At 60.5% G+C, this 15,117-nt stretch carries 13 protein-coding genes; all 13 read right to left on the bottom strand.

The window, feature by feature from the left end; translation table 11 throughout:
* Positions 1 to 153: 153 nt before the first annotated feature.
* Positions 154 to 423 (bottom strand): 30S ribosomal protein S15, encoded by a 270-nt coding sequence (rpsO, locus tag Q1B40_RS01770; protein ID WP_103220644.1) that lies wholly within the window; start codon positions 421 to 423, stop codon positions 154 to 156.
* A 249-nt stretch (positions 424 to 672) separates the two neighbouring features.
* A complete protein-coding gene (locus Q1B40_RS01765; RefSeq protein WP_299809105.1) occupies positions 673 to 1,560 on the bottom strand; it encodes a nucleotidyltransferase domain-containing protein in 888 nt (295 codons plus the stop codon).
* A 35-nt stretch (positions 1,561 to 1,595) separates the two neighbouring features.
* Complete coding sequence (gene truB / locus Q1B40_RS01760) at positions 1,596 to 2,540, bottom strand: tRNA pseudouridine(55) synthase TruB (protein WP_299809102.1); 945 nt, start codon at positions 2,538 to 2,540, stop codon at positions 1,596 to 1,598.
* Between the two features lie 200 nt (positions 2,541 to 2,740).
* Positions 2,741 to 3,148 (bottom strand): 30S ribosome-binding factor RbfA, encoded by a 408-nt coding sequence (gene rbfA, locus Q1B40_RS01755; protein ID WP_299809099.1) that lies wholly within the window; start codon positions 3,146 to 3,148, stop codon positions 2,741 to 2,743.
* A gap of 167 nt (positions 3,149 to 3,315) precedes the next feature.
* Positions 3,316 to 6,030 (bottom strand): translation initiation factor IF-2, encoded by a 2,715-nt coding sequence (gene infB / locus Q1B40_RS01750; protein WP_299809096.1) that lies wholly within the window; start codon positions 6,028 to 6,030, stop codon positions 3,316 to 3,318.
* Between the two features lie 7 nt (positions 6,031 to 6,037).
* Positions 6,038 to 6,694: an RNA-binding protein gene (locus tag Q1B40_RS01745; RefSeq protein ID WP_299809093.1), complete on the bottom strand. Its 657-nt coding sequence runs from the start codon at positions 6,692 to 6,694 to the stop codon at positions 6,038 to 6,040.
* Positions 6,695 to 6,835: 141 nt separating this feature from the next.
* Positions 6,836 to 8,491 carry a transcription termination factor NusA gene (nusA, locus tag Q1B40_RS01740; RefSeq protein ID WP_299809090.1) on the bottom strand — a complete coding sequence of 552 codons (1,656 nt, stop codon included), beginning with the start codon at positions 8,489 to 8,491 and terminating at the stop codon, positions 6,836 to 6,838.
* 75 nt (positions 8,492 to 8,566) lie between these two features.
* Entirely contained in the window at positions 8,567 to 9,160 is a 594-nt protein-coding gene (gene rimP / locus Q1B40_RS01735) for a ribosome maturation factor RimP (protein WP_299809087.1), read from the bottom strand.
* Positions 9,161 to 9,534: 374 nt separating this feature from the next.
* Entirely contained in the window at positions 9,535 to 10,221 is a 687-nt protein-coding gene (locus Q1B40_RS01730) for a tRNA (guanosine(46)-N(7))-methyltransferase TrmB (protein WP_299809084.1), read from the bottom strand.
* A 73-nt stretch (positions 10,222 to 10,294) separates the two neighbouring features.
* Positions 10,295 to 11,467, bottom strand: coding sequence for a methionine adenosyltransferase (gene metK / locus Q1B40_RS01725; protein WP_299809079.1), 1,173 nt, complete (start codon positions 11,465 to 11,467; stop codon positions 10,295 to 10,297).
* A gap of 113 nt (positions 11,468 to 11,580) precedes the next feature.
* Positions 11,581 to 11,985, bottom strand: a complete 405-nt coding sequence (locus Q1B40_RS01720; RefSeq protein ID WP_068409002.1) for a helix-turn-helix transcriptional regulator — start codon at positions 11,983 to 11,985, stop codon at positions 11,581 to 11,583.
* 192 nt (positions 11,986 to 12,177) lie between these two features.
* Entirely contained in the window at positions 12,178 to 13,794 is a 1,617-nt protein-coding gene (gene lnt, locus Q1B40_RS01715) for an apolipoprotein N-acyltransferase (RefSeq protein WP_299809074.1), read from the bottom strand.
* 78 nt (positions 13,795 to 13,872) lie between these two features.
* A complete protein-coding gene (locus Q1B40_RS01710; RefSeq protein WP_367279104.1) occupies positions 13,873 to 15,087 on the bottom strand; it encodes a hemolysin family protein in 1,215 nt (404 codons plus the stop codon).
* Positions 15,088 to 15,117 lie beyond the last annotated feature (30 nt).

Below are 15,117 nucleotides of genomic sequence, written 5' to 3'. Positions count from 1 at the left end.
AAGGGATCGGCGACATGGACGGTTCTGCTCGCAGTTCGGCGCATGGGGCGTTCACGTCCAGCAGACCGGCTTCCTTGCGTAAAGCGATCCGGGAGGAGTGCCCGATGCAAAAAAACGCGGCGTTTTTCCCGCCGCGTTCTTTCATTTGGGAGTTTAGCGGCGAATGCCGAGACGCTCGATGAGTGTCTTGTAACGCTCTTCGCTCTTGCCACGCGCGTAGTCCAGAAGGGACCGGCGCTGCGCAACCATCTTCAGGAGACCGCGGCGGGAGTGATTGTCCTTGCCATGATCCTTGAAGTGTTCGGTCAGATTGTTGATGCGCTCGGTAAGAATGGCTACCTGTACTTCAGGAGACCCGGTGTCGCCTTCCTTGGTGGCGAATTCCTTCATGAGCTCGGCTTTACGCTCTGTTGTAATCGACATCGCTCTTTTCCTTTCAAAGAGTGGTGGTCCGTTGACCGGACACGTTGAACTGCCGGAACCCGGCCTGATCCGCGAGTTTCCAGAGCCGAGATGTCGTTCAGCAAAGGATTCTTACGGACGAATTGAGCTGAAATGCCCAATGGCGGCGATATATGGCGGAAAACGTCGGGAAAAGCTAGTGGTATCTTTCACACGGTTCCATTCGACGGGCCGCAGATCAAGCCGACTTGAAAGCTTCGACCGGCATTCTCAGTGGAGCAGATGCGAAACGTCGAGTCCGAGCTTCGAATTCAGGTTGCCCAAAGTCACCTGTTCAAATCTTTCCGGCCACGGAATTGCGTAACGGTCCGCCAATTTACGTGCCCGCGGAAGATAGGCTGCCGCGTAGGCAAGGTGCGCTTCAATTGCGGCCTCCCGGCCCGGAACAAGGGCTGGCAAAGAGCCCAGGAGCTCTTTCTGCTCGTCCGTGATCAACCTGTTGAGGTGCAGCGCTCCGCCCCAGTGAGGCGCTCGCGTCTCCTCGATGAGAAGACTGACGAGCAGATTTCGAAGGTGGAACACTCCTGTAATCGCATTGAAATATTCCCGCCGCCCCATGGCGAGAGGCATCAGTCCGAGAATGCGAATGAACTCCTCAAACTGGTATTGCATCTGTTTTGGATCGGGGCCGGTATCCTCCAGGACTTCAGGCAGCGCTTCCACAAGCCCCGTATGGTCAAAGAGAACCTCAAGACCGTTCCGAGCGCGGCCAATCCTGATCCGGTCAGCGTTGACGCCTAGCAGATCGATCCTGAGCCAGTCCGCCATAACTGCATTGACAAGGAGATCTGTCCTTTTGAACTCTCTCCAAAGAACAATTTCACCGACGGTCGACAGAGTTGTGCGCCAGGTTTGCGTGAAAGTGTCGAATGCACCGTCGTCCAGAACGACCAGGAAATCGATGTCGCTGAACCCGTCTTCCAAACCGGCGCCGTAGCTTCCACTCAAACAGAGCGCCTGCACGTGTTTTTCCGACCTGAGCTTTCCGGCAATAAGCTCGATGACTTTGCGGCTCTCCATCAGGACTGCTCCGAATTGTGCCCGGAGACTACCATTCCCGCCTGGAGGGTCAATATCGGTGAATTGGCTTCCATTCAACCGGCCCCCAGACGCCTGGGCAGTTCGAATGCCGTTTACAGGTTGAACACCCGCGTCGGCTGGAAACGGCCTTTTTCGATCGAACCGATCGCCACCGGAACATTGGCGTGGCTGGCGAAGGCGATGTCCGTGTTGAGCGGGGCGTCGCGGCCGCGCAGAAGCACCGCCATGCCCTTGCGGATCTTGGCCGCGTCGTCGCCGGAAACCGGAAGTTCGATCAGGTCGTCCATCGCCTCGCGCACCGGCAGCACGAACTCGGAGACAAGCGCCTCGACGCTCTCGCCTTCCTCCAGCTCTTCGGCAGCTTCGAGGATCTCGTCCAGTGCGACCAGATCCCCCTCCCCGAACGGGCCGACGAGCAGACGGCGGAGCTCGGTGACATGGCCGCAAGTGCCAAGCCGGCGGCCGAGATCGCGCGCAAGCGCGCGCACATAGGTGCCCTTGCCGCATTCCGCTTCGAACACGGCGCGATCGATATCGGGACATTCCACGAGATCCAGGCGATGAACATCGATGGGACGGGCTGCAAGCTTCACGTCTTCGCCGCCGCGCGCCAGGTCATAGGCCCGCTCTCCGGCCACCTTGATGGCCGAGAACTTCGGTGGCACCTGCTGGATGGTCCCGACAAATTCGCCAAGCACGGCGTTGATCGCGTCGGGTTCCGGGCGCAGATCGGAGCGAGCCACTTCCTTGCCTTCGGTATCATCGGTATCGGTTTCAACGCCCCAGGTCACCTCAAAGCGGTAAACCTTGCGGCCGTCCATGACGAAAGGCACCGTCTTGGTTGCCTCTCCAAAGGCCACGGGCAGCAGACCGGACGCGCGCGGGTCGAGCGTTCCGGCATGGCCAACCTTCTGCGGCGAAAAGATCCGCTTCAGCTTGCCGAGAGCTTCGTTGGAGGTGATGCCGAAAGGCTTGTCGAGCACAAGCCAGCCGTTGATGGCATTCTTTTTTCTTTTGACTTGTTGTTGCCGTGCCATATCGGCTCCGTTTGAGAATTCTGTGGCCCCTGGAGAGAAAAATGTCCTCTCCTTGTCATTCCGGTTCAAGCGGGCGAGAGACCGGTATCCGGTGTCCCCGGCGCGCGCCGGTCATCCGGTATTCGAGCCAGTCGTCGGTGTTTACCGGTTCCCTGCCATCGCAGGGACGACAAAGAGAATGTGGCCGAGACCGGCCAGTCCTATTCGTCTTCGTCCTTGCCAAGATCCTTCGCAACGTCAGGCGAATGCAGCAGCGTGTCGATGCGGTCGTCATCATCGAAGCGCGTGTCGAGGACGAAGCGCAGATCGGGCATGTATTTCATGGTCAGCCGCCGGGACACCTGGCCGCGCAGGAACTTGGCGCTGCGGTTGAGGGCCTTTTCCACCTTGTCGGCATTCTTCCCGCCGAGCGGCATGACGAGGCAGGTCGCCAGGCGCAGATCCGGCGTCATGCGGACCTCGGGGATGGTGACGATGACCCCTTCCAGATCCGGATCGGAGAATTCACCGCGGGTCAGAATGTCCGACAGCTCCTTGCGCACGGTTTCGCCGACACGCAACTGGCGCTGGGACGGGCCACGGCTGTCTTGTCCGTGATGTCTTGCCATTGTAGTTGTCCTGACCGCCGTCATTGCGGACATGCGCAGTATCAATCTGCGCATCCATCGGCAATCCGGCGCTTATGCCGCGCCATTGGCGCGGTCCAATTGTAAAAAGAGCGCGCTTTCGCGCGCCCTCATATCTGATTTTGGATCGGTGTGATCCTAACTCACGATCAAAGCGTTCTGGCGATCTGCTCGACGCGGAAACACTCGATGATATCGCCCGGACGCATGTCCTGATACTTGACGAAGTTCATGCCGCATTCCTGACCGGATTCGACAGACTTGACCTCGTCCTTGAAGCGCTTGAGCGTTCCCAGCTCGCCTTCGTGGATGACCACGTCGTCGCGGATGAGGCGGACATTCGCACCACGTTCCACGACGCCTTCGGTAACCAGACACCCGGCGACCTTGCCGACCTTCGAGATGTGGAAGACTTCCTTGATCTCCGCATTGCCGAGGAAGGTTTCGCGGCGTTCCGGCGACAACAGACCGGACATCGCCGCCTTGATGTCGTCGACGAGATCGTAAATCACGTTGTAGTAGCGGATTTCGATACCGTCACGGGACGCTGCTTCGCGGGCCTGCTTGTTCGCACGCACGTTGAAGCCGATGATCGGCGCCTTGGAAGCCGCCGCCAGGGTGATGTCGCTTTCGGTGATACCACCCACACCGGAGAGCAGGATACGTGCTCCGACCTCGTCGGTGCCCAACTCGTTGAGCGCATGGACGATCGCCTCGGCGGAACCCTGCACGTCGGCCTTGAGAACCAGCGGGAATTCCTTCTTGCCGGTCTCCTGCAGCCTGTTCATCATCTGCTCGAGCGAACCACGGGCACCGGAGGCGACCACGGACGCTTTTTCGCGGACCTGACGCTGACGGTAGTCGGTGATCTCACGGGCGCGGGCTTCGTTTTCGACGACCGCGACCATGTCACCGGCTTCAGGCGTGCCCTGGAAGCCCAGAACCGCGACCGGTTTGGCCGGGCCTGCTTCCTTGACCTGCTTGCCGTTCTCGTCGAGCATGGCGCGGACACGGCCCCATTCGGCCCCTGCAACCACGATATCGCCCGGCTTGAGCGTACCTTTCTGAACCAGAACGGTTGCCACCGGGCCCCGTCCGCGATCCAGCTGCGCCTCGATGACGATGCCTTCCGCGGTGCGGTCCGGATTGGCCTGAAGTTCGAGAACTTCCGCCTGCAACAGGATCATTTCCAGAAGCTTGTCGAGGCCCTGACCGGTTTTCGCGGACACTTCCACGTCGATGACATCACCGCCCATGGATTCCACGACAAGTTCGTCGCTCAGGAGCTCGGTGCGTACCCGGTTGGGATCGGCTTCCGGCTTGTCCATCTTGTTGATGGCGACAATGATCGGAGCACCCGAGGCCTTGGCATGCGCAATCGCTTCCTTGGTCTGCGGCATGACACCGTCATCGGCTGCAACGACCAGGATCACGATATCGGTCGACTTGGCACCGCGAGCACGCATCTGCGAGAACGCTGCGTGACCCGGCGTATCGATGAAGGTGATCTTCTGGCCGTCCTGGTCAACCTGATAGGCGCCGATATGCTGGGTGATGCCGCCGGCTTCGCCGGTGACCACCTTGGACTTGCGCAGCGCATCGAGCAGGGACGTCTTGCCGTGATCGACATGACCCATGATCGTCACGACAGGCGGACGTGCCTGCTTGGAGGACTCATCGTCTTCCTGCGTGAACAGACCTTCTTCAACATCCGACTCGGAAACGCGTTTGACCGTGTGGCCCATTTCCTGGGCGATCAACTCGGCCGTATCGGCGTCGATGACATCGTTCATCTTGAGCATCTGGCCCTGCTTCATCAGCAGCTTGATCACATCGACAGCACGCTCGGCCATACGGTTGGCCAGCTCCTGGATGGTGATTGCCTCAGGCAGCACGACTTCACGGGAAATCTTCTCGCGCACCACCTGTTGCTGGCCGCGCTTGGCTTTTTCCTGACGGCGGCGCATGGATGCGAGCGAGCGTGCACGCTGACCGTCGTCACCACCGGTGGCGGCGGAAATGGTCAGTTTCGAGCGACGGCGATCGTCTCCACCACGCGGACGTGCCGCGGGAGCCGGAGCCTGTTTCGGGCGCTTGACCGCGCGCACATCTTTTTTGCCGCGATCGTCTTCTTCAGCGACCGGACCACCCGGCTGACGCGCAGCGGGTGCCGAACGATCTTCGGCAGGCGCCTTGCGACGGCCCATCTCGTTCAGGTTGCGCGGACGGCCACCATCGGCATGGGCCGGCTGACGGGCGCCGGCAGGCTGTGCAGCTTCGGCAGAAGCGTCCGGTTCCGGTGCAGCCGCAGCTTCCTCGGCCTTGGCTTCGGCAAGATGGGCGTTTTCCGCTTCGAACTTTGCGCGTTCTTCCGCTTCCGCCTTGGCGCGGGCTTCATCTTCAATCTTGCGCTGTGCGGCTTCGGCAGCCCGGCGCGCTTCGTCTTCCTGACGGCGCTTGCTTTCCTCGACCTCACGTACCTTGGCCATTTCAAGCGCAGCCGAACGGGCCGCCGCTTCTTCCTTGGTCAAGGTTCGCAGGACGTTGCCGTTGCCTTTCTGACGCTGGCCGGAGGCGGACTGGCGGGCCTGCTTGGCGGCCTGCGAATCTGGCTGCTGCGGCTTGCGCGGCGCTTCGGACGGCGTATCAAGACGCTGGGTCGCCGTTGCCGGCGCTTCCGACTTGGGCTCCTGCCCCGGAACTACGAGACGGCGCTTTTTCTTTTCCACGACGACGGCTTTCGTCCGGCCATGCGAGAACGATTGCCGAACAGTTCCCTGATCGCCACCGCCGCGCTTGAGGCCAAGCGTCTTGCCACGCTCAACGCTGATAGTCTTGTCGCCTGGAGTTTTCGTATCGCTCATATTGCCTTCAGTCCTGCGCAACTGCCTTTTCAGCGTTGCTATTAGTGCCGTCTGCGTTGGAATAGCTGCGAAATCTCTCCAAGTCACGCACTCGTGCCAGGAAATTTTCGCCAGCCTGCCCCGCAAGCAGTGCAGCATGTATCACATTAGACCGGCCCAATGCCAAATCCAATTGAGCCGAATCGAACAAACGAACGATTTCGCATCCGTTTGCCGGTTCTTCTCTGCCCGCGGCCACCGCCGCAAGCTTTCGTACCCCATCGTCAGCGGCGTCCGAGGCATGCAACAACCCGATGACCGGGTCACGCCGCAGCGCCGCGTCAACCTTTGCGTACCCGGTAACCAGCCCGCCGGCCTTGCGCGTCATGGAGAGCGCCTGCAACGCAGACCGTTCCATGAGCGCATCGACACGATCCGCCAGTCCGGGCTCGACACGGGCTTCACCCTTGAAGCCCCTGCCGAAAACTTTCTTCCGGTCCTTTTCGGCGACAGCAACAACATCGCTTGACGCCGTGACCCAGACACCGCGTCCGGGCAGAACCCGCTTCAGGTCCGGAACAACCTCTCCCTCGGGGTCGAGGACGAACCGGATCAGCGAACTCACGGGCAGAACCTCCCGGGTGACGGCACATTGCCGTTCGGTTGGTTCGTTCTTCCTGGGCACGCGGCCACTCCCCCGGATCAACCTGCTCTCAGCCAACTGCACTTGAAAGCAGAAAAGCTGATCAATCTTAATTTGTCAGAGCTCCCGCCGTGCACTCATGCAGCCACGGGAGGCTCCGGCCGGGGCTTTCGCCCCGTGCCGTCAGCCATTCAGGATCGCGCCACCCGGCACTTCTTCCTGGGCAGCCTCGACGGGCTCGACGCCGACTTCCTCGTCGTCTTCCGCCTCGGCTGCCTGTGCTGCCAGTTCCTCTTCGGTGACCCAGCCTGCCGCAAGGCGTGCCGACATCACCATGTTCTCGGCATCGGCGCGCGAAACGTCGAATTCGGACAATGCGCCCTCGAAGCGCTTCGTCTCACCGTCCTTGCGCTCGACCCAGCCAATGAGATCGTCCGCGGCACAGCCGGCCAGATCTTCCATGTTCTTGACGCCTTCCTTACCGAGAGCAACCAGCATCGCGGTGGTCAGGCCGTCAATCGACCGGAGTTCATCGGAAACGCCAAGCGAGATGCGCTCCTCGTCCTGCTTGGCTTCGAGTTCGCCAAGGAAGTCGCGGGCGCGGGCCTGGATCTCGACGGCCGTGTCGTCGTCGAAGCCCTCGATCATCGAGATTTCTTCAGGCTCCACATAGGCGACTTCCTCAACAGAGGAGAAACCTTCGGTCGCCAGAAGCTGGCCGACCATCTCATCGACGTTCAAGGCTTCCATGAACAACTGCGAGCGTTCCTGGAATTCCTTCTGACGGCGGTCGGATTCCTCCTGCTCCGTCATGATGTCGATGGCCCAGCCGGTCAGTTGGGAAGCGAGACGCACGTTCTGTCCGCGACGTCCGATCGCAAGAGATAATTGGTCATCCGGCACGACGACTTCAATACGTTCGGCATCCTCATCCAGAACAACCTTGGCGACTTCCGCCGGCTGCAGCGCGTTGACGATGAAGGTTGCCGCTTCCTCGTTCCACGGGATGATGTCGATTTTTTCGCCCTGCAATTCGCCGACGACGGCCTGAACACGACTGCCGCGCATACCGACGCAGGCACCGACCGGGTCGATGGAGCTGTCCTTGGAGATCACGGCAATCTTGGCGCGCGATCCCGGGTCACGGGCGACCGACTTGATCTCGATGACGCCGTCATAGATTTCCGGCACTTCCTGGGCAAACAGCTTGGCCATGAACTGCGGATGGGTCCGCGACAGGAAGATCTGCGGGCCGCGCTGCTCGCGGCGGACATCATAGATGAAAGCGCGGATCCGGTCGCCGGTGCGGAATACTTCCCGCGGGATCAGTTCGTCGCGGCGGACAATACCTTCGCCACGGCCGAGATCGACGATGACGTTGCCGTATTCCGCACGCTTAACGACGCCGTTGATGACTTCGCCGACGCGATCCTTGAATTCCTCGTACTGCCGGTCGCGCTCGGCTTCGCGCACTTTCTGCACGATGACCTGTTTCGCGGACTGCGCGGCAATGCGGCCGAAGTCGAGCGGCGGCAAGGGTTCGGCGATGAAATCACCGAGGCTTGCTTCCGGGTTGCGCGCCAGGGCATCGGCCAGCGAAATATCGGTCGAGACGTTCTCGACGGTTTCGACAACCTGCAAAAGACGCTGCAGACGGATCTCACCGGTTTTCGGATTGATCTCGGCGCGGACTTCCGTTTCCGTGCCGTACCGGGAGCGGGCCGCCTTCTGGATCGCATCTTCCATCGCGTTGATGACGATCATCCGGTCGATCGATTTTTCCCGTGCGACCGCGTCAGCGATTTGCAGCAGTTCCAGCCGGTTCGCGCTGATTGCCATATTCCACTCCTCTTGCGCCTTTTTAGTGTCGGGTCCGTACCGGGCGCTTTATCTTCCTGCCGCCAAGCCGTGTGCTTAGTTGGGCGTGTTGTCCTGAGTCAGCTCTTCTTGCGGTTCGCGGGCGGCCAGAGCCGCCTTTTCCGCCTGAAGAGCCGCGGTAATCAAATCGTCGGTGAGCACGAGCTTGGCTTCGCCGATATTTTCGAGCGGCAAGGCCACCGTGTCTTCCTCGCCCTTGGCGCTATCGGGAATGCGGATCTTCGCAGCGCCGCTTTCCACGCCGAGCAGGGTGCCCCGGAACCGTTTGCGGCCATCGAGCATGACAGCCATCTCGACCTTCAGCTCATGGCCGGCCCAGCGCTCGAAATCGCCGGAGCGCACCAGGGGCCGGTCAATACCGGGAGAGGAAACTTCAAGATGATATGCCCGGTTGATCGGGTCTTCGACGTCGAGGGCGGGTGACACCGCACGGCTGACTGTTTCGCAATCTTCAACAGTCATCGTGCCGTCAGGCCGCTCGGCCATGATCTGCAGCGTGCAGCCATTGGCCGCGCTGATCCTGGTGCGCACCAAGCGGTAGCCCAGGTCTTCGATGACCGGCTCCACTATCGCGGCAACACGGGCGTCGACACCCTGTTCCGTCACAATTCTTGGTTCGTGTGCGCTCACACTTGGCTCCCGTTTACAGCCGCTTCCGGCCCAGAGCATCAGATGCCTGACTGTCAGTTTACATAGGGCAATCCTGCTCGAATTCTTCAGTTTCCGGTTTAAGTAAGCGAAAAAGAGCGGGTCCCCGGCGGGCCCACTCTCAAATGCCCAGAAAAGCCGTTGAGGTGAAACACGGGCTGTATAACGCCAAAGGACGCAAAAAGGCAAGAGCCGCAGGCAGGAATCCCGGAAAGAAGTCTATTCAGACGCAAAAGCTGACCGCCAGAGCATGTCGCGTTGAATTGAATTCAGGAAATCGACCGAACGCATTTGCGATGCAAACGCTGCCTCGGGTGTCCTCCCGAACCCGGGAAGCCACTTGAAGGCGACAGGCGCTAAACCCGCAGGAACGTAAGATAGCGGCCAATACGTCCCTCGCGGATCGCCTTGGCTTCATATCGCGTGCCCGGCCACCCCGCCCAGGGCGTCTTCCAGTCGGCAGCCGTTTCGGCCGTCCATTCGAATGCCGGATGATCGCGGCAATGGCGCAGGGTCCAGTCGATATAGGTGTCGATGTCACTGGCGAAACGGAATTCGCATCCCGGTTTTACCACCCGGGCATAGCGGGACAGATTCTGCTGATTGATGAAACGGCGCTTCCAGTGGCGCACTTTAGGCCAGGGATCGGGATAAAGCTGATAAGCCAGATCGACGGAAGCCTCCGGCAGCCAGTCGAGCAGATTGACCGCATCGTCATCAAAGAGGCGGACGTTTTTCAGTCCTTCCTCGACGATTGCCGCCAGGGCCTTGGCCATGCTGCCGACAAAAGGCTCGACGCCGATGAACCCTGTCCGGGGATTGGTTCTTGCCCTGTGCAGCAGATGCTCGCCGCCGCCGAAACCGACCTCAAGGCAGATGTCCCGGACATTCGCTTCAAACAGATAGCGCAGATCGGCAGGAGGGGGGCTTTCGAGGTTCAGCCCCAGGCGCGGCAGTTCCCTTTTCATCATCGCCTCACGGCGCGGTGTCAGCGGCTTGCCTATGCGGCGGCCGAAAAAGGAACCTTCGTAGCGGTCAGCCATCTTGTAACAACTTCAAACAGCGGATCGCCGGCGACTGCCGGCGATCCTATTCTTTCAGTACGCTTTCGCGACGTTATCCGGCAAGCGGGCGGAGCTGGTCGACCAGATCGGTCTTTTCCCAGGAAAATCCGCCGTCCGCATCCGGCTCACGGCCGAAGTGGCCATAGGCCGCCGTACGCTCGTAGATCGGCTTGTTCAGCTGGAGATGCTGACGGATGCCGCGCGGGCTCAGGCCCATGACATCGCGAAGCGCGGTTTCCAGCCGGGCTTCGTCGCACCGGCCCGTTCCATGCAGATCGACATAGACGGACAGCGGGTCGGAGACACCGATCGCGTAGGAAAGCTGGATGGTGCAGCGGTCCGCGAGATCCGCGGCCACGACGTTCTTGGCAAGATAGCGGGCAGCGTAGGCAGCCGAGCGGTCGACCTTGGTCGGATCCTTGCCCGAGAAAGCACCGCCGCCATGGGGTGCGGCACCGCCATAGGTGTCGACGATGATCTTGCGGCCGGTCAGGCCGGCGTCGCCGTCCGGGCCACCAATGACGAAGGCGCCGGTCGGGTTCACGTGCCAGACGGTTTCAGCGGAGATCCAGCCGTCGGGAAGCGCGGTACGAATGTAAGGCTCGACGATCGACTTGATATCCTGCGATGACAGCGCCGGGTCCAGATGCTGGGTCGACAGCACAATGGAGGTTGCGCCGACAGGCTTGCCGTCTTCATAGCGGACGGTGACCTGGCTTTTCGCGTCCGGGCCGAGCACAGGCTCCTTGCCGGACTTGCGGGCTTCGGCAAGCAGATGGAGGATCCTGTGGGAATACAGGATCGGAGCCGGCATCAGTTCTTCGGTCTCGCGGCAGGCATAGCCGAACATGATGCCCTGGTCGCCCGCGCCCTCGTCCTTATTGCCACCGGCGTCGACGCCCTGGGCAATGTGTGCGGACTGAGCGTGCAGGTGGACGGCAACGTCACAGTTTTCCCAATGGAAACCGTCCTGCTCGTAACCGATGTCCCTGACGGCCATGCGCGCCAGATGAGCGATGTATTCGTTGGTGATGGTCGCCGGACCGCGGGTTTCACCCGCAATAACGATACGGTTGGTCGTCGCGAGCGTTTCGCAGGCCACGCGGGCTTCCGGCATTTCCCGGAGATAGGCATCCACGACCGCATCTGAAATTCGGTCACAGACCTTGTCCGGGTGTCCTTCGGACACGGATTCGGAGGTAAAGAGGTAATTCTGACGTGCCATTGGCGATCGTCCTTCTGGGAATGAATATGAAGGAAGCGGCGAATGACATCGCCGCTTCCAGAAGCATCAATCTTAGAAGTTTTTCGCCACGTCAAGCGCGAGATGAATTTTTGTCACTCATCGCCGGCAAGAGAACGGACGAGATCAACGATCCGCCGACGGACTTTCGGATCTTCAATCCGTACGAATGCCTTGTTGAGCGAAAGGCCCTCGGAAGACGACAGAAAGTCCACGACATAAGAGGTGGGCTGCGTTTCCCCGAAGCCTTCAGCTTCATCCGGGGTCCCCGGAGCATCTTCGAAGAAGAACGCGACCGGCACCTTCAATACAGTCGCGATATGCTGCAAGCGGCTGGCACCGATCCGGTTGGTGCCTTTTTCATATTTCTGAATCTGCTGAAAGGTAATGCCAAGGGCTTCGCCCAGCTTTTCCTGGCTCATGCCAAGCATCATGCGGCGGAGCCGGACACGGCTGCCAACATGGATATCAATAGGATTCGGAGACTTCTTACTGGGCATCTACGTCGCACTTTCTTTTTCTCGCGGCGAATGTCCGCTCGTTGTCGTTTGCACAAGCTCCCCCAGCGTCCTCCCCACAAGGCCCAAGAGATCGAAGTTTGCCCGCAACCCTTCACTTGTACATGAAGCAGCCCTCAATCGGCTATTTCACGGTTGTATCACACTTCCTTCACTCAACTCAAACAAAAAATATCAATTTAGACGCGAATGCCGGTTGTATTCGAATATCCCGGCAAATAACACAAGCAAAATCGCCACCAGGAGAAAAGAAGCATCGCCAAATCTGCCATAGATTGTTGTCCCGATGCTTTGCGGCAATCTTGCGTCAATCACTCCTTTTTCGAATACCGAAAGGGCATCAATCACTTCCCCCTTGCCGTCAACGATCGCTGAAATGCCCGTGTTCGCCGCCCTGATGAGAGGCAGGCCCGTTTCGATCGCCCGCATGCGGGCTTGCGCGAAATGCTGATAGGGGCCCGGTGTACGTCCGAACCAGGCATCGTTGGTCACGTTGAGGAGGAAGGCCGGCGCACCGGCTTTTCCAGCGAAATCGGCGGGGAATATCACCTCATAGCAAATCAGAGGTAGAAAACCTAAACCTCCGGCGGTGGACAGTGCGCGCCTTTGATATCCCGCTTCGAAGCCTTCCATGGGACCGGCCAGGTTGGAAATTCCAAGCCGGTCGAGCACGGATCGCAAGGGTACGTATTCGCCAAACGGCACCAGGCGGACCTTGTCGTATATGCCGCGAACGGTGCCATCGCCACCGATCAGAAAGACGCTGTTGAAGTAAAGCGCGCCATCGGCTCCGGCCTCGGCACGAATGGCGCCGGTCACCAGTTCGCTCTTTTCACCAAGAGCGCCTGCCACCCGGTAAAGAGCGCCCGGTTCCTGCGTGAGAAGAAAAGGCACAGCCGATTCCGGCCAGACCACGAGCCGCGGCATGCCGACACGGGCAGTGCCGCCGAGAGGGGCCTCGGTCATGTCCAGATAAGTCTGAAAAATCGTATCCCTGAACTCCGGCCGCCACTTGTCCTTCTGGCTGATCGAGGGCTGGACGATACGGATATCCAGCGCCGCGTCCTTCGTTTCCACCGAGGCAAGGCGAACCGAGCCGTAAACCGCGACAAGGCCCAATACCGCGATGGCGGCGCCCAACGCCCCGAGGCGTTGCCGCAAGGGTCTTGCGTCGGCAAGAACAGCCGGGGAAGCGGCAAGCGCCAGGGTCAGGAAGGTCAGGCCGTAGATGCCGACGAGGCTCGCGGTCTGCGACAGTGTGAGCGAGCCGGAGACCCCGTAGCCGAAAGCATTCCAGGGAAAGCCCGTCAGCACGTGGCCGCGCAGCCAGTCCGACAGGGACAGGCAGGCGGCCAGAAGCACGATCCGGTAGAACCTGTCCGACCACAGGAGGGCTGCAAGCGCAACGCCGAGCCCGGTAAACAGCGCCAGACCGACAGGCATCGCCAGGACCGCGAAAGGCATCAGCCAGGCAAAGCGCTCCGCCTCGACAAGAAAGGCCGCCCCTATCCACCACAGTCCGGACAGGAAATAGCCGAAGCCGAACAGCCAGCCGACGGCGAAGCCGGTGCGCAGCCGGCTGCGCACCTTTCCCGGCCCCGTCTCCACCGCGCCGTCCAACAGCCAGACGAGGCAGGGAAAGGTGATGGCCAGAACCGGCATCAGCCCGTAGGGCGGCAACGCAAATGCGGTCGCCGCTCCGCACAGCACACATACTATGCGGCGCTGCCATCCCCAGGCCAAAAGGAAGAAGTTCGGCAGAACGGCCAGGCGTTGAGACAACCAGTGCATTCGTGACTTCGCTCCTGTTTCACAGGGCAGGAGAATTGTCGTCTTGCTGCAGGGCGGTCAAGGCCTATTCAGGGCAGGTCAGGAAAGTTTGTCGGGCCGCCCGGGATCCGCGGAAACAACCGGCCGGTTCGCGTCGGCGCCCTTCTCGTGGCCGGCTTCGGCGACGGGTGCATCGGAGCGTTTCGGGCGGCGGCGCAATTCCTGCTGGCGGGGCTCCGCGCGGCGACGTCGGATCTTCAGACGTTTGATGCGCCGCGGATCCGCATCCATGATCTCGAATTCAAATCCCGGCATCTCGACAGGAACGAACAACAACTCGCCCCGAACCGGAACCCGGCCGACCGAGACGTAGAGCAGACCGCCCAGGGTATCGACATCCTCGGAGATTTCGCCGTTGTTCAGGTCGGTGCCGAGGGCCTCGTCCATATCCTCCAGAGGCAGGCGCGGATCAGCGATCCACACACCCTCACCATCCGGGATCAACATGGCTTCCTCGGCTTCGTCGTGCTCGTCCTCGATGTCGCCGACGACCTCTTCGACCAGGTCTTCCAGCGAAACGAGCCCGTCCGTGCCGCCATACTCGTCTATTACCAGCGCCATCTGGATCCGGTCGGCCTGCATTTTGGCCATCAGATCGGTCGCGGGCATGGAGGGCGGGGCGAACAGCAGGTCCCTCAGAAGTTCGGTTTCCTTGAGGGTGACCGACAGATCCACGCCGGAAAGATCCAGGTCCGGTCTGTTGTGGCCGTTGCGCGCCGAACCATTGGCGGGAAGGTCATCCCCGTCGGTTGCATCGGTATTTTTGTCCACAGCAGTTGCAGACCTGGCAGTCGCGGCCCGTTCGGCGATATAGGCCATCAGGTCCTTGATGTGCACCATGCCGCGAGGATCGTCGAGCGTATCCTCGTAGACCGGCATGCGGGAGTGTCCACTCTTCTGGAACAGCTCCATCACCCGGCTCAGGCTGGTGCCCACATCGACCGCCTCGATATCGGCGCGCGGGATCATGACATCGTCGACACGCAGTTCCCGAAGGCGCAGAATATTGCCGAGCAGCATGCGCTCTTCGGGAGAGAACGACGCATTGTCGCTGCCTTCCCGCGCCAACTCGTCTTCAAGATTTTCGCGCAGTGACGACGACTGACGCCCCAAGCGCAACACGCGTTTGAGATTTTCGAGAAAGGCCGCAGATCGCTGCGGCCTGGTCTGTTGCGGGTCTTCCCCGTCCTGAGATTGTCCTGACGCGGCGGCCTTCGGCTCGCCTGTCGGACTTTGCGGTTCAACTGCGTTCATCATCCATCAATACAAAAACAACATGCCTCA

This window comes from uncultured Roseibium sp., from assembly GCF_947496995.1.
Taxonomy (GTDB): domain Bacteria; phylum Pseudomonadota; class Alphaproteobacteria; order Rhizobiales; family Stappiaceae; genus Roseibium.
Note: the sequence above shows the minus strand (reverse complement) of the source record. Positions and strands in the feature narration are given on the sequence as shown.